The sequence below is a fragment of the Neobacillus cucumis genome, assembly GCF_023715505.1.
In genome coordinates, this window is record NZ_JAMBOH010000135.1 from 1 (window position 1) to 348 (window position 348).

1 rRNA gene is annotated in these 348 nt (G+C 51.4%); it reads left to right on the forward strand.

The window, feature by feature from the left end:
• A 23S ribosomal RNA gene (locus tag M3226_RS31775) occupies positions 1–348 on the forward strand; the annotation flags it as partial.

The window sequence follows — 348 nt, forward strand, 5'->3', positions numbered from 1 at the left end:
GGACAACAGGTTGATATTCCTGTACCACCTCTTTATCGTTTGAGTGATGGGGGGACGCAGGAGGATAGGGTAAGCGCACTGCTGGTTATGTGCGTCTAAGCAGTTAGGCTGAGAAGCAGGAAAATCCGCTTCTCGTACAGGCTGAGCTGTGACAGCGAGGGAAATATAGTACCGAAGTTCCTGATTCCACACTGCCAAGAAAAGCCTCTAGCGAGATAAAAGGTGCCCGTACCGCAAACCGACACAGGTAGGCGAGGAGAGAATCCTAAGGTGAGCGAGAGAACTCTCGTTAAGGAACTCGGCAAAATGACCCCGTAACTTCGGGAGAAGGGGTGCTTTTTAGGGTGC